The 19676-nt window shown below is 68.8% G+C and carries 20 protein-coding genes; 18 read left to right on the top strand and 2 right to left on the bottom strand.

Features of this window, described 5'->3' with window-relative positions:
- Nucleotides 1-6 precede the first annotated feature (6 nt).
- Nucleotides 7-1575, bottom strand: coding sequence for an ABC transporter substrate-binding protein (locus BUR94_RS17270; protein ID WP_074257403.1), 1569 nt, complete (start codon nt 1573-1575; stop codon nt 7-9).
- 135 nt (nt 1576-1710) lie between these two features.
- Here BUR94_RS17270 and BUR94_RS17275 point away from each other — a divergent pair, with 135 nt between their 5' ends.
- The 11 genes from BUR94_RS17275 (at nt 1711) to BUR94_RS17325 (ending at nt 12250) form a co-directional block, all read left to right on the top strand.
- A complete protein-coding gene (locus BUR94_RS17275) occupies nt 1711-2376 on the top strand; it encodes a DUF1028 domain-containing protein (protein WP_074257404.1) in 666 nt (221 codons plus the stop codon).
- Nucleotides 2373-3593 (top strand): M20 family metallo-hydrolase, encoded by a 1221-nt coding sequence (locus tag BUR94_RS17280; protein ID WP_074257405.1) that lies wholly within the window; start codon nt 2373-2375, stop codon nt 3591-3593. Before BUR94_RS17275 ends, BUR94_RS17280 begins: the two co-directional genes overlap by 4 nt.
- A gap of 81 nt (nt 3594-3674) precedes the next feature.
- The gene (locus BUR94_RS17285; protein WP_074257406.1) at nt 3675-5093 is read left to right on the top strand and encodes a circularly permuted type 2 ATP-grasp protein; all 1419 of its coding nucleotides are present in this window, start codon (nt 3675-3677) and stop codon (nt 5091-5093) included.
- A 3-nt stretch (nt 5094-5096) separates the two neighbouring features.
- Entirely contained in the window at nt 5097-6038 is a 942-nt protein-coding gene (locus BUR94_RS17290) for an alpha-E domain-containing protein (RefSeq protein WP_074257407.1), read from the top strand.
- Between the two features lie 9 nt (nt 6039-6047).
- Complete coding sequence (locus BUR94_RS17295) at nt 6048-6863, top strand: transglutaminase family protein (RefSeq protein ID WP_074257408.1); 816 nt, start codon at nt 6048-6050, stop codon at nt 6861-6863.
- Between the two features lies 1 nt (nt 6864).
- Nucleotides 6865-7596, top strand: coding sequence for a proteasome-type protease (locus BUR94_RS17300; protein WP_074257409.1), 732 nt, complete (start codon nt 6865-6867; stop codon nt 7594-7596).
- Nucleotides 7597-7697: 101 nt separating this feature from the next.
- Nucleotides 7698-8750: a LacI family DNA-binding transcriptional regulator gene (locus BUR94_RS17305; protein ID WP_074257410.1), complete on the top strand. Its 1053-nt coding sequence runs from the start codon at nt 7698-7700 to the stop codon at nt 8748-8750.
- A 1-nt stretch (nt 8751) separates the two neighbouring features.
- On the top strand, nt 8752-9498 hold the full coding sequence (locus tag BUR94_RS17310) for a glycosyltransferase family 2 protein (RefSeq protein WP_074257411.1): 747 nt from the start codon (nt 8752-8754) through the stop codon (nt 9496-9498).
- Nucleotides 9491-9796, top strand: coding sequence for a lipid-A-disaccharide synthase N-terminal domain-containing protein (locus tag BUR94_RS17315; RefSeq protein WP_074257412.1), 306 nt, complete (start codon nt 9491-9493; stop codon nt 9794-9796). Before BUR94_RS17310 ends, BUR94_RS17315 begins: the two co-directional genes overlap by 8 nt.
- Nucleotides 9774-11249, top strand: a complete 1476-nt coding sequence (locus BUR94_RS17320; protein WP_084193080.1) for an ArnT family glycosyltransferase — start codon at nt 9774-9776, stop codon at nt 11247-11249. The genes BUR94_RS17315 and BUR94_RS17320 overlap by 23 nt, the downstream gene beginning before the upstream one ends.
- Complete coding sequence (locus BUR94_RS17325; protein WP_074257414.1) at nt 11246-12250, top strand: SDR family NAD(P)-dependent oxidoreductase; 1005 nt, start codon at nt 11246-11248, stop codon at nt 12248-12250. The genes BUR94_RS17320 and BUR94_RS17325 overlap by 4 nt, the downstream gene beginning before the upstream one ends.
- A 4-nt stretch (nt 12251-12254) precedes the next feature.
- Here the strand turns inward: BUR94_RS17325 and BUR94_RS17330 are convergent, their stop codons facing one another.
- A complete protein-coding gene (locus BUR94_RS17330) occupies nt 12255-12887 on the bottom strand; it encodes a CAP domain-containing protein (protein ID WP_074257415.1) in 633 nt (210 codons plus the stop codon).
- Between the two features lie 172 nt (nt 12888-13059).
- Here BUR94_RS17330 and BUR94_RS17335 point away from each other — a divergent pair, with 172 nt between their 5' ends.
- The 7 genes from BUR94_RS17335 to rfbA all read left to right on the top strand — a co-directional run bounded on the left by BUR94_RS17335 (nt 13060) and on the right by rfbA (nt 19584).
- The gene (locus BUR94_RS17335) at nt 13060-14412 is read left to right on the top strand and encodes a UDP-glucose dehydrogenase family protein (protein WP_074257416.1); all 1353 of its coding nucleotides are present in this window, start codon (nt 13060-13062) and stop codon (nt 14410-14412) included.
- Between the two features lie 25 nt (nt 14413-14437).
- Entirely contained in the window at nt 14438-15088 is a 651-nt protein-coding gene (locus BUR94_RS17340; RefSeq protein ID WP_074257417.1) for a sugar transferase, read from the top strand.
- A 112-nt stretch (nt 15089-15200) separates the two neighbouring features.
- Entirely contained in the window at nt 15201-16127 is a 927-nt protein-coding gene (locus BUR94_RS17345) for an NAD-dependent epimerase/dehydratase family protein (protein ID WP_074257418.1), read from the top strand.
- Nucleotides 16109-17014 (top strand): dTDP-4-dehydrorhamnose reductase, encoded by a 906-nt coding sequence (gene rfbD, locus BUR94_RS17350; protein ID WP_245794516.1) that lies wholly within the window; start codon nt 16109-16111, stop codon nt 17012-17014. Before BUR94_RS17345 ends, rfbD begins: the two co-directional genes overlap by 19 nt.
- A 17-nt stretch (nt 17015-17031) precedes the next feature.
- On the top strand, nt 17032-17601 hold the full coding sequence (gene rfbC, locus BUR94_RS17355; RefSeq protein WP_074257419.1) for a dTDP-4-dehydrorhamnose 3,5-epimerase: 570 nt from the start codon (nt 17032-17034) through the stop codon (nt 17599-17601).
- The gene (gene rfbB / locus BUR94_RS17360) at nt 17598-18638 is read left to right on the top strand and encodes a dTDP-glucose 4,6-dehydratase (RefSeq protein ID WP_074257420.1); all 1041 of its coding nucleotides are present in this window, start codon (nt 17598-17600) and stop codon (nt 18636-18638) included. Before rfbC ends, rfbB begins: the two co-directional genes overlap by 4 nt.
- A 10-nt stretch (nt 18639-18648) precedes the next feature.
- Complete coding sequence (gene rfbA, locus BUR94_RS17365; RefSeq protein ID WP_084193082.1) at nt 18649-19584, top strand: glucose-1-phosphate thymidylyltransferase RfbA; 936 nt, start codon at nt 18649-18651, stop codon at nt 19582-19584.
- Nucleotides 19585-19676 lie beyond the last annotated feature (92 nt).

The following is a 19676-nucleotide window of genomic DNA, read 5'->3' on the forward strand; positions in this document are numbered from 1 at the left end:
TTGCGCTCAGTTCTTCACCACCTTTTCGAGCTGGAGCAGGAAGGAGGGTTCGAGGGCGAAGTTCTCAACGCGGTCGCTGGTCACCGCGTTCTGCTTCCAGTTGGCGATGAAGGCCCAGGGTGCGTCGTCCTGCACGATCTCCTGCATCTGCTTGTACAGCTCGGCGCGCTTGCCCTGGTCGACGGTGGTGCGGGCCTCTTCGAGCAGCGCATCCACCTCGGGGTTGGAGTAGTAGCCCGAGTTGAAGCCGCCCTTGTCGGGCCAGGCATCGGTGCGCAGGGCGAGGTAGGGCAGGGTGTCGGGGTCGTTGGTCATCCAGGCCATCTCGGCCATGTCGGCCTTGCCCTCGAGCCCCGGGTTCACGTTGCCGAGGAAGGTGTTCCACTCGTAGGTCTCGATCTTCACGTCGAGGCCCACGGCGGCGAGGTCGGCCTGGATGGCGGTGCCCATGGCCACCGGGTCGAGCATGCCCGAGCCGCCCTCGGTGACGTAGAAGGTGAGCGAGGCGCCCTCGGCCCCGGCCTCGGCCAGCAGCGCCTTGGCCTTTTCAGGGTCGTAGGGGTAGGGCGAGAGCGCATCGTTGTAGGCCCAGGCGAAGGCCGGCGGCGTGGGCCCGGCGGCGACATCTGCGGTGCCTTCGAGCACGTCGTTGACGATGGCTTCCTTGTTGATCGCGTAGTTCACGGCCTGGCGGACCTTCTTGTCGGCCATCGGGCCTTCCTTGGCGTTCAGGATCAGGAACCACAGGTGCGGACCGGCCTGCTCGACCACGTTGAAGCCCTCGCCCTGGAACTGCGAGAGCGCGGTGGGGGGCACCTCGACCATCATGTCGATGCCGCCCGCGATCATCTCGGCGACGCGGGTGTTGGCATCTTCGATCGGTCGGAAGACCACGGCCTGCGCGCCTGCGGGCTCGCCCCAGTAGCCCTCGTAGCGGTCGATCACCACGGCCTCGTTGGCGCGCCACTCGACGAACTTGAAGGGGCCGGTGCCGACGGGCGCGCGGCCGAAGTCGGCGCCGCCAGCCTCGACGGCGGCGGGCGAGACCATGAGGCCGGTGGGATAGGCGAGGTTCGACAGGAAGGGCGCGTAGGGCGCGGAGAGCTTGAACGTGACCGTGAGATCATCGACGGCGGTGGTTTCCTCGACGGAGGAGAAGAAGAAGGCCAGCGGGAAGGGGCCGGTGTTGTGGAAGGGGTGATCTTCCTTCAGCATCCGGTCGAAGTTGAACTTGACCGCCTCGGCGTTGAACGGCGTGCCATCGTGGAAGGTGACGCCGGAGCGCAGCTTGAAGGTATATTCGGTGCCGTCCTCGGAAACCTCCCAGCTTTCGGCCAGGCCGGGCGCCACTTCGAGCGTGCCGGGCTTGTAGCGGGTGAGGCCCTCGTAGAGGTTCACCAGGATGCGGAAGTCGTTCACTGCGGTCACGGCGGCGGGGTCGAGCGACTTGGGTTCGGCCACCTGGCCGACGATCAGCACGCCTTCGGGGGTTTGCGCCTGCGCCGCCATCGGCGCCAGCGCGAGTGCGGCGCCGGCAGCGATCACGGCGCGGCGTGTCCAGTTGAAGAGGGTCATTGGAGCATCTCCCTGTGGTTTTTATCGCGGCGATTCCCTTGCGGGGGCCGGGTGTTCATGGAAGAAATTAATCATGATAAATTTGACCGGTCAATTTTTCATGATAAATTTCTGTCCAAGGAGCTTTTGAGCCGAATGACCTTCTCGATTCTTGTGCAGGATGCCCAGACAAACGCCATTGCCGGTGCGGCGGCGACCGGAAGCCTGTGCGTCGGCGGCTGGGTCCTGCGCGGGCGGTGGGGGGCCGGGATGAGTGCCAGCCAGGGCGCGGCGCCCTCGACCATGTGGGGCGAAGCAGTGCTTGACGAGATGGGTGGCGGGGCCGGGGCCAGGGCGGCGGTTGATGCCGTTACGGCCGCCGATCCGGGGCGCGCGTGGCGGCAACTCGCGGCGCTCGACATGGGCGGCGGCGGGGCCTTCTTTACCGGCGACAGGAACACGCCGCTGACGGCGGGGCACGTGTTTGCGGGCGGCGTGGCCACCGGCAACATGCTGGGCAGCACCTCGGTGCCGGAGGCGCTGGCGCAGGGCTTCGCGCAAGCGCGGGGCAGCCTGCCGGAGCGGCTGGTTGCGGCGCTCAGGGCGGCCGAGGCGGAGGGGAGCGACACGCGGGGGCTGATGTCGGCCGCGCTGCTGGTGCTGCGGCCCGACGCGGCGCCGCTGACCCTGCGGGTAGACTACGCAGAGGCACCGCTGGACGCGCTGGCCGCGCTGGTGAAACGCGCGACCGGCGGAGACTATGCCGACTGGGCCGCCAGGGTGCCGAGCCTCGCCGAACCCTATCGCGGGCTGGAAGAGTGACGGATTGGGGCGCGGAAGCGGCGCGGCACCTGGCGGCGCTGGCCGGGTTCTCCGCGCCGGGGCCGGGCGTTACCCGGCTGCCCTACGGGCCGGAGCACCGCGCGGCGGTGCGTTATCTCACGCAGATGATGGAGGAGGCCGGGCTTGCCGTTGGCCTGGACGCGGCGGCCACGCTGGTGGGCCGGACCGAGGGCGGGGGCGCCGGCACCTTCTACATGGGGAGCCATCAGGACTCGGTGCCCCAAGGCGGGGCCTTCGACGGGATCGCGGGCGTGGTGCTGCCGGTGCTGGCACTGCGCAAGCTGGCCGAGGAGGGCGTGGTGCTGCCCTACGCGGTGGAGGTGCTGGGCTTTGCCGACGAGGAGGGGGTGCGGTTTCCGACCGCCCTGCTGGGCAGCCGGGCGGTGGCGGGCACGGTCGACATGGCGGTGCTCGAGATGGCGGACCGCGAGGGCGTGAGCCTGCGTGCCGCGCTGGAGGGCTTTGGCTGCGATCCCGAGGCGATCCCGGCGCTCGCGCGGGACCGGACGCAGGCGCTGGGCTACCTCGAGGCGCATATCGAGCAGGGGCCGGTTCTGGAAGCCGGGGGCGAGGCGCTGGGCGTGGTGACGGGCATCTGCGGAATCGAGCGCCACGCGCTGCGGTTCACCGGGGAGACAGGCCATGCCGGCACGGTGCCGATGGAGGCGCGGAAGGATGCGCTGGTGGCGGCGGCGCGGGTGATTGCCGAGGTCGACCGGCTGGCGCGGGCCACGCCGGGGCTGCGCGCCACGGTGGGGCAGGTCGACGTGCGGCCCGGCGCGGTGAACGCGGTGCCGGGCGAGGTGCGGATGCCGGTGGAACTGCGCAGCGAGGACGACTCGGCACGCGAGGCGGCGGGGCTGGCGATTCAGGCCATTGCCGGACGGGTCGCGGCCGAGCGGGGGCTTGGGGTGGAGGCGCGGCGGACCTATGCCCAGCCGGCCGCTCCCTGCGACCCGAAGCTGCGCAGGGTGCTGGCGAAGGCGGTGCAGGATGGCGGCGGAACGGGCCGGGAGCTGACCTCGGGCGCGACCCATGATGCCAGTGCAATTGCAGACCTTTGCCCGATTTCCATGCTCTTCATCCGGTGCCGGGGCGGGGTCAGCCACCGGCCCGACGAACATGCCGAGCCCGACGACCTCGGTGCCGCCGTCAGGGCGATTTCAGGCGCGTTGAGAGGCTTGGGTGACGCCTAAAAAACGGGCAATCGCGGGGAGATAAAGCGTTTTGTGTCATTTCGCTTTGTATTGGCATCGGGGTCGTGGATAATTGCTGTAATGACAAAAATGTTCGACGAGATGTGGGGGACGGAAGAGCGGCTGCGGTCGCCTTACGCCCAATTCGGGCAGTGGTTCGAGGGTGAAGACCCGGCACGGCTCAGAGCAAAGCAGCGCGAGGCGGAAGAGGTCTTTCGGCTCACCGGCATCACCTTCAACGTCTATGGGCAGGCGGCGGCCGAGGAGCGGCTGATCCCCTTCGATATCGTGCCGCGGATCATCAGCGGCTCGGAATGGAAGAAGCTCACCCGCGGGATCGAGCAGCGGGTTCGCGCCATCAACGCCTTTCTGCATGACATCTACCACCGCCAGGAGATCGTCCGCGCCGGGCGGCTGCCGGTGGAGATGATCAAGAACAACGTGGCCTACCTGCCGGAGATGATCGGCGTCACGCCGCCGGGCGGGGTGTATACCCATATCGTCGGCATCGACCTGGTGCGCACCGGGGACGACGAATTCTATGTGCTGGAAGACAACGCCCGCACGCCCTCGGGGGTGAGCTACATGCTCGAGAACCGCGAGACGATGCTGAAGATGTTCCCCGAGCTCTTTGCCAAGACCCGTGTGCGGCCGGTGAGCCAGTATCCGCGCTCGCTGCTGCGTTCGCTCTCGGCCTGCGCGCCGGACAGTGCCGAGGGCACGCCCACGGTCGCCGTGCTGACGCCGGGCAGCTACAACTCGGCCTATTTCGAGCATGCTTTCCTGGCCGATCAGATGGGCGTGGAACTGGTGGAGGGCTCCGACCTGCGCGTGGTCGACGGCCGCGTGGCGATGCGCACCACCCAGGGCTACAAGCCGATCGACGTGATCTACCGGCGGATCGACGACGATTTCATCGACCCGCTCACCTTCAACCCCGAGAGCGCGCTGGGCGTGCCCGGGATCATGGACGTGTACCGCGCAGGCCGGATCGCCATTGCCAACGCGCCGGGTACGGGCATTGCCGACGACAAGGCGATCTACAGCTACATGCCGGAGATCGTGGAGTTCTACACCGGCGAGAAGGCCATATTGCAGAACGTGCCGACCTGGCGCTGCAACGACCCCGACAGCCTGAAATACGTGCTCGACAACCTTGCCGAGCTCGTCGTGAAGGAGGTTCACGGTTCGGGCGGCTACGGGATGCTGATCGGCCCGACGGCCTCGAAGAAGGAAATCGCCGAGTTCCGCAAGAAGCTGGAGGCCAAGCCGGGCAACTACATCGCCCAGCCGACGCTGAGCCTGTCGACCGTGCCGATCATGACCAAGGCGGGCCTCGCCCCGCGCCACGTGGACCTGCGGCCTTTCGTGCTGGTGAGTCCGAACGGGGTGGACATCACCCCCGGCGGCCTGACCCGGGTGGCCCTGAAGAAGGGCAGCCTGGTGGTGAACTCCAGCCAGGGCGGAGGCACCAAGGACACCTGGGTGCTGGAGGACTAGGGCATGCTCGGAAAAACGGCAGGCGGCCTGTTCTGGATGTACCGCTACCTCGAGCGGGCCGAGAACATCACCCGCATCGTGGAGACCGGCCAGCGCATTGCCCTGACCCGCAACCAGGACAATGACGACGAGTGGGCGAGCGTGCTTCAGACCGCCTCGGTCGATCTTGGCTACTTCGAGAAGCACGACGAGCTGGCCAAGGACCTGGTGATCGACTGGATGCTGCGCGACCGCGACAACCCGTCGTCGGTGATGAGCTCGGTCGAGGGGGCTCGCAACAACGCCCGCCAGGTGCGCACCGCGCTGACCCACGAGGTGTGGGAGGCGATGAACCTGTGCTGGATGCGCCTGAAGGAGGTGCTGAAACGCAAGGTCAACGAGCGCGACCTGCCGCATGTGCTGGGCCTGATCCGGCAGCGCACCGCCCTGGTGCGCGGCGCCACGCACGGCACGCTCCTGCGCAACGACATCTACGATTTTGCCCGGATCGGCACCTTCCTGGAGCGCGCCGACAACACCGGGCGCATCCTGGACGTCAAGTATTACGTGCTGCTGCCCTCGGCCTCTGCGGTGGGCTCCAGCCTCGACAACGTGCAGTGGGAGACCATCCTGCGCTCGGTCAGCGGCGAGAGCGGGATCCGGATGGTCTATGGCCACAGCCCCACCCCGCGCCAGATTGCCGCCTTCCTGATGCTCGACGGGCGGATGCCGCGAAGCCTCTACTTTTGCGCCAAGAAGCTGCAGGACAACCTGGGCTATCTCGCCCATGACTACGGCAGCACCGCCATCAGCCACGACCTCGCAGTGCAGCTCGGCAAGCGGCTGAAGGAGACCGACATCGACGAGATCTTCGACGGCGGGTTGCACGAATTCATCCAGGACATCCTCGTGGCGCTGGGCGAGATCAGCCGCCAGATCGAGGTGGACTACAGGTTTTATGAATAGGCCCGGACAATGCGCCTGACGATTGCCCACGAAACCCGCTACAGCTTTTCGGAGCCGGTGCGCTACGGTTTGCAGCAGATGCGCAAGCTGCCGAAGTCCTATCGCAACCAGAGGGTGGTGAACTGGACGACCTCGGTGACCGGCGGCCAGAAGGAAGTGCAATACGAGGACCAGCATCGCAACACGGTGGAGCTGATCAGCATCGCGCCGGGCGAGACCGAGCTGATGCTGCGCAGCGAGGGCGAGGTGGAGGTCGAGGAGAACAACGGCGTGATCGGCCCGCATTGCGGCCTGACCCCGCTCTGGCTGTTCGACCGGCAGACCGCGCAGACCAAGCCCGGCCCGCATGTGCGCGAGCTGGCCCGGAGCCTTCAGGGCCGCGATACGCTGGACCAGATGCATGCGCTGATGAGCGCCGTGGGCAAGGCGGTGGCCTACACCCAGGGCACTTCGAAGCCGGACTGGAGCGCCGAGAAGGTGCTGGATGCCGGCAAGGGCGTGTGCTCGGACCAGGCCCATGTGTTCATCTCCGTCGCCCGCGTGCTGGGCCATCCGGCGCGCTACGTGTCGGGCTACCTGATGCTCGACGACCGCGAGAGCCAGGACGCCATGCATGGCTGGGCCGAGGTGCATGTGGACGCGCTGGGCTGGGTCGGATTCGATGTTTCCAACGACCAGTCGCCCGATACCCGCTACGTTCGCGTTGCGACAGGGCTGGACTATGCCGATGCCGCGCCGGTAACTGGCACCCGAACCGGCGGCGAGGAGGAATCTCTGTCGGTCGCCATCGAGGTGGCGCAACAGATGGGCGGCCAGGAACAGTAAGATGACCTATTGCGTGGGAATGAGGCTCGATCGCGGGCTCGTCTTCATGTCGGACACCCGCACCAATGCGGGCGTCGACAACATCAGCATTTTCAAGAAGATGCACAGCTGGGAGGTGCCGGGCGACCGGGTCATCACCCTGATGAGCGCGGGCAACCTCGCCACCACGCAGGCGGTGGTGTCGATCCTGGAGGAGCGCACCAAGGCGCCGGGCGAGCGCAGCCCCTCGCTGCTGGAAGCGCCCAGCATGTTTCAGGTCGCGCGGATGGTGGCCAAGGTGCTGAAGGACGTGATCGCCGAGCATGACAGCGCCGGCATGCAGGCCTCCAGCGCGTTCAACGCCACGCTGATCCTCGGCGGACAGATCGACGGCACCGCGCCCCGGCTGTTTCTGATCTACCCGGAGGGCAATTTCATCGAGGCGGGCGACGATACGCCGTTCTTCCAGATCGGCGAAACCAAGTATGGCCGCCCGATCCTGGTGCGCGCCTATCGCCCCGACATGAGCTTTGCCGATGCCGTGAAGCTGCTGATGGTGAGCTTCGACTCGACGATCAAGGCCAACCTCACGGTGGGCCTGCCGCTCGACCTGCAGTTCTACGAGGAAGGCAGCCTGGTGCTGGGCTACAAGAGCCGGATCGAGGCGAATGACGCCGATTTCCAGCGCATCTCCAACGGCTGGGGCGAGGCCCTGAACGCCGCGCTCGACAGCCTGCCGGACATCGAGCTGTAGCACCTGCGGCCAGCGCCCCCCTCACGCAAGGGTGCAACCGCTTGGACAGGCGGGGAATAGGCGGTAAGCAGGGGGGAAGACCCCTAGAAAGGCCCGTTCCGTTGAACCAGGACGCCCCGAAGCCCATTCCGCCGCGCCGCCCGCTGACACTGAGAGACGTGTCGGAGGCCTCTGGCGTCAGCGAGATGACGGTGAGCCGCGTGCTGCGCAACCGGGGCGACGTGAGCCAAGCCACGCGGGAGCGGGTGCTGGCCGCCGCCAAGCGGCTGGGTTACGTACCCAACAAGATCGCGGGGGCGCTGGCCTCCAGCCGGGTGAACTTGGTGGCGGTGGTGATCCCCTCGTTCAGCAACATGGTCTTTCCCGAGGTGTTGATGGGGATCGGCTCGGTGCTCGACAGCACCGACTTGCAGCCGGTCGTGGGTGTGACCCATTACAAGCCCGAGCGCGCCGAGAAGGTGCTTTACGAGATGCTCTCCTGGCGGCCCTCGGGCGTGATCGTAGCCGGGCTGGAGCATACCGAGGCGGCGCGGGCGATGCTCTCCAACGCGGGCTGCCCGGTGGTGGAGATCATGGATGTGGACGGCGAGCCGATCGACTCCATGGTGGGCATTTCCCATCGTCGCGCCGGGCGGATGATGGCCGAGGCGATCGCCGGGGCGGGGTATCGCAACATCGGGTTCGCCGGCACAAAGATGCCGCTCGATCACCGGGCGCGGAAGCGGTTCGAGGGGTTCACCGCGGCGCTGGCCAAGGCCGGACTCGAGGTGCGGGACCGGGAGTTCTACGCGGGCGGCAGCGGCCTGGCCAAGGGCCGCGAGATGACGGCGACCATGCTGGAGCGCACGCCTGATCTGGATTTCATCTACTATTCCAATGACATGATCGGCGCGGGCGGGATGCTGCACTGTCTCACCGAGGGCATTGACGTGCCCGGGCGTATCGGGCTTGCCGGGTTCAACGCGCTGGAGATGCTGGCGGCATTTCCCAAGAAGCTGGCGACCATGGATGCCTGCCGGCGCGAGATCGGCGAGGCGGCGGCGCGGATCATCGCCGAGCGCACGGCGAGCGGCGATCTGGCCGGCGAAGGTGGCGGCACGCGGATCGAACTGGAGCCCGTGCTGGCCCTGGGCGACACGCTGAAGCGGAGCTGAGATGTCGGACCCGCAGGTATCGGTGGTCATCCCGATGATGAACGAGGCGGAGAACGCTGCACCGCTGATCGGGCGGATCGTGGCGGCCTGCGCGGATGTGACCTTCGAGATCGTTGCGGTGAACGATGGCTCGAGTGACGCGACAGGCGCGGAGCTGGTGAAGCTGGCGCAGGGCGACAGGCGAATCCGCGTGCTGCAGCATCCCCGGCCCGCGGGGCAGAGCGCCGCGGTGCATTCGGGCGTGGGGGCGGCGCGGGCGGCGGTTTGCGTGACGCTGGATGGCGACGGCCAGAACCCGCCGGAGGAGCTGCCCAAGCTCTACGGCCCGTTGCTGGCCGACACCACCGGGCGGCTCGGGCTGGTGGCCGGGCAGCGCGTGGACCGGCAGGACACGGCCTCGAAACGCTGGGCGAGCAAGTTTGCCAACGGGCTGCGCGCCCGCATCCTGAAGGACGGCACGCGAGACACCGGCTGCGGCCTCAAGGGCTTTCGCCGCGATGCCTTCCTGGCCCTGCCCTTCTTCAACCACATGCACCGCTACCTGCCCGCGCTGATGCGGCGCGACGGCTGGGAGGTGGCGCATGTGGATGTGACCCATGCCGAGCGGGCTGCGGGCCGCAGCAAGTACAACAACCTCGGCCGCGCGCTGGTGGGCATATACGACCTGATCGGCGTGGCCTGGCTCATCAAGCGGCGCAAGACCCAGAGCCCGACCGAGGTGACTCCGGAGGTAACGCCGGATGGCTGAGTGGCTCTTTGGCGTGCTGCATGTCGACACCTGGGTGGAGTTCTGGTGGGTCATCATCGGGCTGGGCGGGCAGCTGATGTTCACCGCCCGCTTCCTGGTGCAGTGGATCGCCAGCGAGCGCGCGCGGCGCTCGGTGGTGCCGCTGGCCTTCTGGTATTTCTCGATCTTCGGCGGGTTGATCCTGCTGGCCTATGCGCTGTACCGGAAGGATCCGGTGTTCGTGCTGGGGCAGGCGATGGGGCTCTTCATCTACCTGCGCAACCTCTACCTGATCCATGTCAGCAAGCGCGAAGCCTGAGGGCGCCGGCTGGTTCGGCCCATCCTTTGCGGTGGTGGCGGCTCTGGTGGTGTTTCGCCTCGCGCTGCTGCCCTTCGCGCGCGCCGAGGTCTTCGTCGACGAGGCGCAATACTGGCTCTGGGGGCAGGAGCTGGCCTTCGGCTACTACTCCAAGCCTCCGATGATCGGCTGGCTGCTGCGGGCGGTCACCGACATCGCCGGCAGTGACAGTGCCTTCTGGCTCCGGGCGCCTGCCGCGGTGCTGCACGGGATCACGGCGCTGCTGCTCGCGGGGCTCGCGGCGGAGCTGGCGGGACGCAGGATTGCCGTGCTGGTGGCGGCCAGCTACATCACCCTGCCGCTCGTCGCCGTGGGCAGCTTTCTCATCAGCACCGACACGGTGATGTTTCCGTTCCTTGCCGGGGCGCTCTGGGCCTGGGTGCGGGTGATCCGGGAGCGGAGCCGGGGCGCGGCGCTGCTGGCGGGGGCGCTGGTGGGGCTGGCGGTGATGAGCAAATACGCAGGGGCCTACTACCTGCTCTGCGCGGCGCTGGCGGCGCTCTTCGTGCCGCGCGCACGGGTGCGGTGGAGCGATGCGGGGCTGGCGCTGCTGGCGCTGTTGGTGGTGATCTCGCCCAACGTGATCTGGAACATCCAGAACGGGCTCTCGACCCTCGAGCACACGATGGACAACGCAGATTGGGTGCGTGACCCCGGCGGGCGGGCAGGGCTCAACTGGGCCTCCCTGGGCGCCTTCGCGGGCAGCCAGGTCGTGGTCTTCGGGCCAGTGCTCCTGGCGGGGCTGCTCTGGGGCGCGGCAACCCGGCGCAGGCCGATGCTGCTGTGGTTCTCCCTGCCGATCCTCGCGCTGGTCTGCGGGCAGGCCCTGCTGGCGGAGGCCTATGCCAACTGGGCGGCGGCGACCTATCTGGCGGGCACCATCGTGGCGGTCATCGTGGTGCGCCGCTGGGGGCGGTTGGCGATGGCGGCGAGCCTGGCGCTGGGCACCGGCTTTGCCATGGTGCTGGTGGGAGCGACGGTGTTTGCGCCGGTGCTGCGCATCGGCGAGGGGCCGCTGCTGATGGAGCGCTACCTGGGCCGGGTGGAGATGAGCGCGGCCATCGCGGCGCGGGCGCAGGAGGCCGGGGTGACGACGGTGGTGGCCGACGACCGCGACGTGCTGGCCGATCTCTTCTACCGCATTCGCGGCGAGGGCGTGGCCGGCAAGCTGATCGGAATCGAGGCCCATGCCCGCCCCGAGGCCGGGCGGCCGCCCAACCATTACGTGCAGTCCCACGCCTTTGCGGGCGGTGCGGAGCCGGTGCTTTATGTCACCCGCCGCATGGCCGCCCCCGGCTGCGACGGGGCCGAGGCCCTGGCGCCGATCGCACCGGCGGAGGGCGCCTTTCGCCGCAGGCCGCAGCAGGTGTGGCGGGTGCCGGGCGATTGCTGGAACAAGGGAGACAGTTCATGACGCGCACCGCCTTGGTCACCGGCTCCGCCGGGTTCATCGGGTCGCATGTGGCGCGGCGGTTGCTGGACGATGGCTTCAGGGTCATCGGGCTGGACGCCATGACCGATTACTACGACGTGACGCTGAAGCAGCGGCGGCACCAGCGGTTGATGCAATCCGAAGGGTTCAGCGCCGTGGAGGCGCGGCTGGAGGAGCCGGGGCGGCTGGAGGCACTCATGGCGGAGCACGCGCCCGAGGTGGTGATCCACCTCGCCGCCCAGGCGGGGGTGCGCTACTCCATCGAGGCGCCGGAGAGCTACGTGGAGGCCAACCTGATCGGCACCTTCCGCCTGCTGGAGGCGGCCCGCGCCCATCCGCCCACGCATCTGCTGATGGCCTCGACCTCGAGCGTGTATGGCGCGAACGAGAAGATGCCCTATGCCGAGACCGACCGGGTGGCGCATCAGATGAGTTTTTACGCCGCGACCAAGGCCGCCAACGAGGCGATGGCGCACAGCTATGCCCATCTCTACGGGCTGCCGGCGACGATGTTCCGGTTCTTCACGGTCTACGGCCCCTGGGGGCGGCCGGACATGGCGCTCTTCAAGTTCGTGAAGGCGATCCGGGCGGGGGAGCCGATCGACGTGTACAACCACGGCAAGATGCGCCGAGACTTCACCTATATCGACGACCTGGTGGAGGGCATCCGGCGGCTGGTGGACGTGCCGCCCGAGCGCGGCGCGCCGGTGGGCGGGGCCGACAGCCTCTCTCCGGTAGCGCCCTGGCGGGTGGTGAACATCGGCAACGCGGCGCCGGTGGAGCTGGGCGACTTCATCGCGGCGATCGAGGCGGCGCTGGGCGAGCCCGCGCAGAAGAACATGATGGAGATGCAGCCGGGCGACGTGCCGGCCACATGGGCCGACACCGGGCTGCTCACCGCGCTGGTGGGCGAGATGCCGCAGACCAGCCTCGACGCGGGCGTGCGGGCCTTCGTGGCCTGGTACGACAGGCATTACGCCTGACGGGTCAGCCCGCGAAGTTCTGGGCGATGAAGAGCGAGCCGCAGGCCCGACCGGTGGGATCGACGGCCATAGCGGTGGCGGCCATCCGGTACTTGCCGGCGAGGATGTTCACCCGGTGGTCGGGCGAGGCCATCCAGAGGCCCACGGTGTAGCCGGCAACGGAGCCGTAGCTGTGCCGCCCGATGGGCTGGCCGGCGGGGGTGGTGAAGGCGCAGGCGGCGGCATCGGCGATGCGGTAGCCGGTGCGCCCCTCGACCTTGTAGAGCGCCACGCGGGCGATGTTCTCGGAGCCGCGGCGCACGCGCAGGCCGGAGGCGAGGATGCGCGCCTTCACGGTTGCGCGCCCGGGGCGCGAGGAGGTGTGGCTGAGCGTGCCGGTCGAGGCCATCCACTCGGCGTGTCCGAGGGCGGTGTCGCGCAGGGCGGGCGCGCCGGAGAGGGCGGTGAGCCCGTGGCGGCAGCGCTGGTAGTTCACCTCGGCGGCGATGGCGGCATCGAGCAGGGGCTGGTTCAGCCGGGCCGGGTCGATCGTGGCCTCGGCACCGGGCACCGTGTCCCGGGTGCAGGCGCCGGCGTGGGTGGACAGGCTCGCCACTGCGATCATGGCGCCAAGGGCCAGGCGGAGTGCCTTCTGCATCGGTTACCTCAAGCATCAGGCCCCCACCTTCTGCTCAGGATCCGACACAACCGCCCTGATCTGGCCAGAATAAGGCGCCAATGCGGAAACACCGTTGCACAAGTTGACTTTTGCCCGCCGCTCCCGCCATTCAGGGGGCGCCCGAAGCGGCGGAGCAGAAGGAAGAGCGGCGATGAAGATTGCGATGATCGGCACGGGCTACGTGGGCCTGGTCTCGGGGGTGTGTTTCTCGGATTTCGGGCATGAGGTTGTCTGCGTCGACAAGAACCCCGAAAAGGTGGCCCAGCTGAAGCGGGGCGAGGTGCCGATCTACGAGCCGGGCCTCGACGTGCTGATGGCACGCAACGTGGCCGCCGGCCGGCTGAGCTTTACCGAGAAGCTGGCCCCGGCCGTGGCGGGTGCCGATGCGGTGTTCATCGCCGTGGGCACGCCGACCCGGCGCGGCGACGGCCATGCCGACCTGAGCTATGTCTTTGCCGCCGCCGAGGAGATCGCCGAGGCGCTCGACGGGTTCACCGTGGTGGTGACCAAGTCCACCGTGCCGGTGGGCACCAACCGCAAGGTTTACGAGATCATCGCCCGGACCTGCGCGGAGGGCAGCTTCGACGTGGCCTCCAACCCCGAGTTCCTGCGCGAGGGCGCGGCGATCGACGATTTCATGCGGCCCGACCGTGTGGTGGTGGGCGTGGAGACCGACCGCGCCCGCGAGGTGATGGGCGACATCTATCGCCCGCTCTTTCTGCGCGACTTCCCCATCGTCTACACCGACCTGGAGAGCGCGGAGACGATCAAATACGCGGCCAATGCCTTTCTGGCCACCAAGATCACCTTCATCAACGAGATCGCCATGCTCTGCGAGCGGGTGGGGGCCGATATCAAGGCGGTGTCCAAGGGGATGGGGCTGGATGGCCGGATCGGCAACAAGTTTCTTCACGCCGGGCCGGGCTATGGCGGCTCGTGCTTTCCGAAGGATACCAAGGCGCTGGCCCGGATCGGGCAGGACTTTGCCGTGCCGCTGCAGATCACCGAGACGGTCATTGCCGTGAACGAGGAGATGAAGCGGCGGATGATCGAGAAGCTGAAGGACCTTTGCGGCGGCTCGTTCAACGGCAAGGTGGTGGCGGTGCTGGGCGTGACCTTCAAGCCCAACACCGACGACATGCGCGAGGCGCCGTCTCTCACCATCGTTCCGGCGCTGGTGGGCGGTGGGGCCGAGGTGCGCCTGGTCGATCCGCAGGGACGCCGCGAGGGCGAGGCGCTGCTGCCGGGCGTGGCCTGGGAGGACGACCCCTATGCCGCAGCGAAGGGGGCCGACGTGCTGGTGCTGCTGACAGAGTGGAACGAGTTCCGCGCGCTCGATCTCTCCCGCGTGGCCGGCGAGATGCGCACCGCCCAGATGGCCGACCTGCGCAACATCTACTCCGCCGAGGATGCCCGCGCCGCCGGGTTCGAGGCCTACATCTGCGTCGGTCGCCCCGATGCAACCGGTCTCCAGAGCGAGGCCGGGGTCGCCGCGGCGGGATGACCGGCCGTGCGGCCGGGGGCGGGCGGTGACGGCCAAGCGCGCGTTCGACATTGCCCTGGCGCTGGCGCTGCTGGTGCCGGGCTTGCCGATCATGGCGGTGCTCTGGGGCCTCGTCGCCCTGCGCGACGGGCGGCCCGCGATCTATGTCTCGCAGCGGATGAAGGCACCGGGCGCGGGTTTCGACCTGTACAAGTTCCGCACCATGCGGCTGGCGGGCCCGGAGCGCGGCGTGTCGGGCGGCGACAAGGCCGGGCGGATCACCGCGCTGGGGCGCAGGCTGCGCCGGATGCGGCTCGACGAGCTGCCGCAGCTCGTCAACGTGCTGCGCGGCGACATGAGCTTTGTCGGCCCGCGCCCGCCGGCCCGGCAATACGTGGAGCAGTTTCCGGCGCTCTATGCCGAGGTGCTTCGGAGCCGCCCCGGGATCACCGGGCTGGCGACAATTCTCTACCACAGCCACGAGGAGATGCTCCTCAAGCCGTGCCGGACGGCGGAAGAGACCCATGCCGTCTACGTGCGCCGCTGCATCCCCCGGAAGGCGGCGCTGGACAGGCTCTATACACGCCGCCAGAGCCTGGGGCTGGACCTCTACATTCTCTATCTCACGCTGGGCAAGCTGATGCCTCTGCCCGGTGCCCGGCTGCGCCGGTTGCGCGCCAAGGCCGCGCGGGTCTGAGCGGCCAGAAACATGGGCGTGGTTAATCCTCTGTAGAGAGTCGCCCGGTATATCCCGGTTCAGACGAGCCGCCAGGGTGCGGCGATGGAGAACCTATGCCGGATTGCAGGACATGAGAGTGGTGATGACCGGGGCGCGGGGCTTCATCGGGCTGAACCTTGCGCATCACCTGCGGGCTGCCGGGCGGGGCGCTGCGCTGACGGGGGTCGACCGACACAGGGGCGCCCCGGAGGCCGAGCGCGGGCTCTTTGCCGCCTTCCATTCCGGCTGTTTCACCGATGCGGCGGCGCTGGAGCTGGCGGCGGACGCCGATGCGGTGGTGCACCTGGCCGCCGATGTTTCGGTGCAGGAGAGCCTGGCGGATCCTTTGGCCACCTTCGAGAACAACGCGATGCGCAGCCTGCGGCTGCTCGATCACCTGCGCCGGCATGCGCCGCAGACGCATGTGATCTTCGCCTCCACCGGAGGAGTTGCGGCGGATGGCCCGGACGGCGGCGGCCCGACCTCGCCCTATGCCGCCTCCAAGCTCGCGGCCGAGGCGCTTCTGGCGGCCTATGCCCATGCCTGGGGCCTGCCGGTACTGACGCTGCGGCTGGCTAATGTCTATGGCCCGTTCTCGCATCGGAGCGACGGGGTGATACCGCGGTTCTGCCGGCGGGTGCTGGAGGGCAAGCCTCTGCGGCTCAACGGCGACGGCCGGCAAACGCGGGATTTCATCCATGTCGAGGATATCTGCCAGGCAATCGCCGGGGCGCTCGAGACCCGGGCGGTGGGGCACTACCAGCTCGGCACAGGCGTGGCGACCTCGCTCAACGAGCTGGTGCAGATGCTCCGGCACCTGGCGCCGGGCCGCAGGGTCGAGGTGGTGCATGGCCCCGGTCTTGCCGGAGAGCTGAGGGACCATTGCGCCGATACCGCCCGTGCCCGGCGGGAGCTGGGATTCAGCCCCCGGATCGGTCTGCGCGAGGGGCTGAGATGCACGCTGGACTGGTATCGGCAGGAGCTGGCGGGAGGCGAGCCATGGCGGCTGACGGCATGAGGCTGCTGGTCTTCGGGCAGACCGGGCAGGTGGCACGCGAACTCCTGGCGCTCGAGAGCGAGCGGATCCAAGTGGAGACCGTGCCGCGCAGCCGGGCTGATCTGGCACGACCGGGCGAGGCCGCGGCAGTCGTGGCGCTGAGCGAGGCCGATGCGGTGATCAACGCCGCGGCCTACACGGCGGTCGACCGCGCCGAGGAGGAGCCCGCCCTGGCCCTCGCGGTGAACGGCGCGGCCCCCGGCGAGATTGCCCGGGCCTGCGCAAGGCGGGGCCTGCCGCTGGTACATGTTTCCAGCGACTACGTCTTCGACGGAAGCGGCGACACACCGCGCGGGGTGGGCTCTCCGGTGGCTCCGCTGGGCAGCTATGGCCGCAGCAAGCTGGCGGGCGAGCAGGCGGTGCGGGCGGCAGGCGGTGTGCATGCGATCCTGCGCACCTCCTGGGTGTTCTCGGCCCATGGCGCGAACTTCGTGCGGACGATGCTGCGCCTGGCCGCGGACCGCGACTCCCTCGGCGTGGTCGATGACCAGATCGGCGGCCCGACCGCCGCGGCAGAGATTGCCGCCGCCTGCGTCACGATCGCCGGGGCGCTGAAGGCGGCGCCGGACAAGACCGGCACCTACCACCTCTCCGGCACGCCCGACGTGAGCTGGGCCGGCTTCGCGCAAGAGATCCTGGCCCAGGCCGGGCTTGCCTGCGCGGTGACGCCGATCCCGAGCGCGGCCTACCCCACCCCGGCCCTGCGCCCGCTGAACTCGCGGCTGGACTGCACCGCCACGGAGGCGGTGTTCGGCATTGCCCGGCCCGATTGGCGGGCCGGCCTTGCCGCGGTGCTGAAGCAGATGGGCGAGCGGGCCGATGCCCCGCCGCAACGGATGGCAGGCTGAGAAAGGACAGGCAGACGGTGCAGATCGAGACAACTCCCCTCCCCGGCGTGCTGCGGATCACCCCGCAGCGCTTTGGCGACCATCGCGGCTATTTCGCCGAGACCTACTCTGCCCGAAAGCTCGCGGAGGCCGGGGTCGAGACGGTTTTCGTGCAGGACAACCACTCGCTGTCGCGCCGCACGGCCACGCTGCGGGGCCTGCACTTCCAGGCTCCGCCCTGGGCCCAGGCCAAGCTGGTGCGCTGCGGGCGTGGTGCGCTCTTCGACGTGGCGGTCGACATCCGGCGTGGCAGCCCGACCTGGGGTCGGTGGTATGGCGCCGAACTGACCGAGGCGAACGGGGTGCAACTGCTGATCCCGGCGGGCTTTGCCCACGGCTTCGTCTCCCGCGCGCCCGACACGGAGATCGTCTACAAATGCTCGTCCCCCTATGCGCCCGAAACCGAGGGCGCCCTGCTCTGGAACGACCCCGACATCGGGATCGACTGGGGCCTCGGGGGCGCGGAGCCGGTGCTCTCTGAGAAGGATGCCGCCGCACCGCCGCTCGCCAGGTTCGAAAGCCCCTTTGGCTGGAGGGACGCGGCATGAAGCTGCTGGTAACGGGTGGCGCCGGATTCATCGGCTCGGCAGTGGTACGGCGGGCAATCGCAGAGGGCCACGAGGTGGTGAACCTCGATGCGCTGACCTATGCCGCCTGCCTCGACAACCTCGCCAGCGTGGCCTCGAATCCGCGCTACGCCTTCGTCCGGGCCGATATCCGCGACCGCGCCGCGCTCGACCGGGCACTGGGTCAATACCGGCCCGACGCGGTCATGCATCTTGCCGCCGAGAGCCACGTGGACCGCTCGATCGACGGGCCTGCGGCCTTTGTCGAGACCAATGTGCTGGGCACCTTTCACCTGCTCGAGGCCGTGCGGGCCTACTGGCAGGGGCGCGGCCGGCCGGAGGACTTCCGGTTTCATCACGTCAGCACCGACGAGGTGTTCGGCTCGCTGGGCGCCGAGGGGCTGTTCACCGAAGACACGCCCTACGACCCGCGCAGCCCCTATTCGGCCTCCAAGGCCGGCTCCGACCACCTCGTGCGGGCCTGGCACGAGACCTACGGGCTGCCGGTGGTGATGACCAATTGCTCCAACAACTACGGACCCTTCCACTTTCCCGAGAAGCTGGTGCCGGTGGTGATCCTGAGCGCGCTGGAAGGTCGGCAGATCCCGGTCTACGGCACGGGCGAGAACCTGCGCGACTGGCTCTATGTTGAGGACCACGCCGAGGCGCTGCTGACGGTGATCCGGCGCGGCAAGGTGCGCCGGAGCTACAACATCGGCGGCGAGAACGAACGGCGCAACATCGACCTGGTCCGCATGATCTGCGCGCTCGTCGACGAGGCCCGCCCGGCCGCGCGGCCCCGCGCGGAGCTGATCCGCCTTGTCGCCGACCGGCCCGGCCACGACCGGCGCTATGCCATCGACCCGGGCCGGATCGCAGGCGAGCTGGGCTGGCGGCCGAGCGTGACGCTCGAAGAGGGCCTGCGCCGGACAGTGGCCTGGTATCTCGACAACCCCGCCTGGTGGCAGGCCCTGCGCGACCGCGCGGGCCTCGGCCAGCGGCTCGGACTGACGGCATGAGGAGGCACGCATGACCACACGCAAGGGCATCATCCTGGCCGGGGGCACCGGCTCGCGGCTCTACCCGATCACCCTGGGCATCTCCAAGCAGCTCCTGCCGATCTACGACAAGCCGATGATCTACTATCCGATCTCGGTGCTGATGCTGGCGGGCATCCGGGAGATCGCGGTGATCACCACGCCGCAGGATGCCGAGCAGTTCCGCCGGCTTCTCGGCGACGGCAGCCAGTGGGGGCTCTCGTTCACCTACATCGCGCAGCCGTCGCCGGACGGGCTGGCCCAGGCCTTCATCCTCGCCGAGGCCTTTCTGGCGGGGGCGCCCTCGGCGCTGGTTCTGGGCGACAACATCTTTTTCGGCCACGGGCTGCCCGAGCTGCTGGCGGAGGCCGATGCACGGCGCGCGGGCGGCACGGTGTTCGGCTACCGGGTGGCGGACCCGGAGCGCTACGGCGTGGTGGATTTCGACGCCGCGGGCAAGGCGCGCGCTCTGGTGGAGAAGCCGCGCGTGCCGCCCTCCAGCTACGCGGTGACGGGGCTCTATTTTCTTGACGGATCGGCCCCGGCGCGCGCCCGCGAGGTGCGTCCTTCGGAGCGTGGCGAACTCGAGATCACCTCGCTGCTCGAGAGCTACCTCGAAGACGACCTGCTGGAGGTGAAGACGATGGGCCGCGGCTATGCCTGGCTCGATACCGGCACCCACGGCAGCCTGCTTGACGCCGGCAACTTCGTGCGGACGCTGGAAGAGCGCCAGGGGCTTCAGACCGGCTCGCTGGAAGAGATCGCCTTCAGCCGGGGCTGGATCGACTGGGAGCAGCTGGCCAACCGCGCGAAGCTCTTCGCCAAGAACGACTACGGCGCCTACCTGCTCGCCATGCTGCCCGAACCCGCGACGAAGGCCCGGCCACCGCACAGCGCGGACCACGGCTGGCGGCTGTCGGCGCGTTGAGCCGGTGTCACCGGGTGGGACGGGCGTGCCGCGAGCGATGCGGTGCGTGGCCGGGCCGCACGCCCCCATCGGCCGCATGCTCCGCGCGTTCC

Origin of the sequence: Vannielia litorea (genome assembly GCF_900142295.1) — a bacterium.
GTDB classification, from domain to species: Bacteria; Pseudomonadota; Alphaproteobacteria; order Rhodobacterales; family Rhodobacteraceae; genus Vannielia; species Vannielia litorea.

What these genes read in the sequence shown, in the direction of transcription:
- BUR94_RS17330 (WP_074257415.1), bottom strand. Translation starts at nt 12,887, where the DNA reads ATGCAGAAGGCACTCCGCCTGGCCCTTGGCGCCATGATCGCAGTGGCG.
- BUR94_RS17320 (WP_084193080.1), top strand. Translation starts at nt 9,774, where the DNA reads ATGTCAGCAAGCGCGAAGCCTGAGGGCGCCGGCTGGTTCGGCCCATCC.
- rfbD (WP_245794516.1), top strand. Translation starts at nt 16,109, where the DNA reads ATGGCGGCTGACGGCATGAGGCTGCTGGTCTTCGGGCAGACCGGGCAG.
- rfbA (WP_084193082.1), top strand. Translation starts at nt 18,649, where the DNA reads ATGACCACACGCAAGGGCATCATCCTGGCCGGGGGCACCGGCTCGCGG.
- BUR94_RS17285 (WP_074257406.1), top strand. Translation starts at nt 3,675, where the DNA reads ATGACAAAAATGTTCGACGAGATGTGGGGGACGGAAGAGCGGCTGCGG.
- BUR94_RS17335 (WP_074257416.1), top strand. Translation starts at nt 13,060, where the DNA reads ATGAAGATTGCGATGATCGGCACGGGCTACGTGGGCCTGGTCTCGGGG.
- BUR94_RS17290 (WP_074257407.1), top strand. Translation starts at nt 5,097, where the DNA reads ATGCTCGGAAAAACGGCAGGCGGCCTGTTCTGGATGTACCGCTACCTC.
- BUR94_RS17310 (WP_074257411.1), top strand. Translation starts at nt 8,752, where the DNA reads ATGTCGGACCCGCAGGTATCGGTGGTCATCCCGATGATGAACGAGGCG.
- rfbB (WP_074257420.1), top strand. Translation starts at nt 17,598, where the DNA reads ATGAAGCTGCTGGTAACGGGTGGCGCCGGATTCATCGGCTCGGCAGTG.
- BUR94_RS17275 (WP_074257404.1), top strand. Translation starts at nt 1,711, where the DNA reads ATGACCTTCTCGATTCTTGTGCAGGATGCCCAGACAAACGCCATTGCC.
- BUR94_RS17300 (WP_074257409.1), top strand. Translation starts at nt 6,865, where the DNA reads ATGACCTATTGCGTGGGAATGAGGCTCGATCGCGGGCTCGTCTTCATG.
- BUR94_RS17295 (WP_074257408.1), top strand. Translation starts at nt 6,048, where the DNA reads ATGCGCCTGACGATTGCCCACGAAACCCGCTACAGCTTTTCGGAGCCG.
- BUR94_RS17270 (WP_074257403.1), bottom strand. Translation starts at nt 1,575, where the DNA reads ATGACCCTCTTCAACTGGACACGCCGCGCCGTGATCGCTGCCGGCGCC.
- BUR94_RS17325 (WP_074257414.1), top strand. Translation starts at nt 11,246, where the DNA reads ATGACGCGCACCGCCTTGGTCACCGGCTCCGCCGGGTTCATCGGGTCG.
- BUR94_RS17345 (WP_074257418.1), top strand. Translation starts at nt 15,201, where the DNA reads ATGAGAGTGGTGATGACCGGGGCGCGGGGCTTCATCGGGCTGAACCTT.
- BUR94_RS17315 (WP_074257412.1), top strand. Translation starts at nt 9,491, where the DNA reads ATGGCTGAGTGGCTCTTTGGCGTGCTGCATGTCGACACCTGGGTGGAG.